Below are 445 nucleotides of genomic sequence, written 5' to 3'. Positions count from 1 at the left end.
GGGTTCGAAGCGGTTCTCCAACTGGTCATCGGAGCGCACCGCCAGGTAGGCCTCGCGGGTGCCGACCCCGACCAGCGGGATGCGCAGTTCGTTGCCCAGAAACCGCAGTAGGTTCAGGAACTCCCGACGGGTGTCCCCGCGACCGGCCAGCACGTTGTGCAGCTCATCAACGACCAGCATCCGCGCCCCGACCTTGCGCAGCAGGGACAAGGCGAGGCGTTCGAGCTCCACCAGACGAGGCCGGGGCCGCAGGGGTGCGCCCAGGACGGACAGGATCGCGGTGTAGAACCGCAAGGGTGATGGTTCCGAGGGCATCTGCACGCACACCACCGGGACCTGCTCCCGGTCCGGTTCGGAGCTGGGCGGGTGCTGCCGGCGGAAGCGCTCGATGATCATCGACTTGCCGTTGTTTGTCGGGCCCACCAGTAGCAGGTTGGGCATGCGC

Annotated in this window: 1 protein-coding gene; it reads right to left on the bottom strand. The window is 67.6% G+C overall.

Translation table 11 applies throughout. The features are described from left to right. Positions 1 to 445: TniB family NTP-binding protein (locus tag ACOMDU_RS13680; protein WP_421130708.1), on the bottom strand; the 445-nt coding region annotated here is incomplete at both ends.

The sequence above is a fragment of the Vescimonas sanitatis genome (genome assembly GCF_049060325.1).
In the GTDB taxonomy this organism is placed as follows: domain Bacteria; phylum Bacillota; class Clostridia; order Oscillospirales; family Oscillospiraceae; genus Vescimonas; species Vescimonas sanitatis.
Note: the sequence above shows the minus strand (reverse complement) of the source record. Positions and strands in the feature narration are given on the sequence as shown.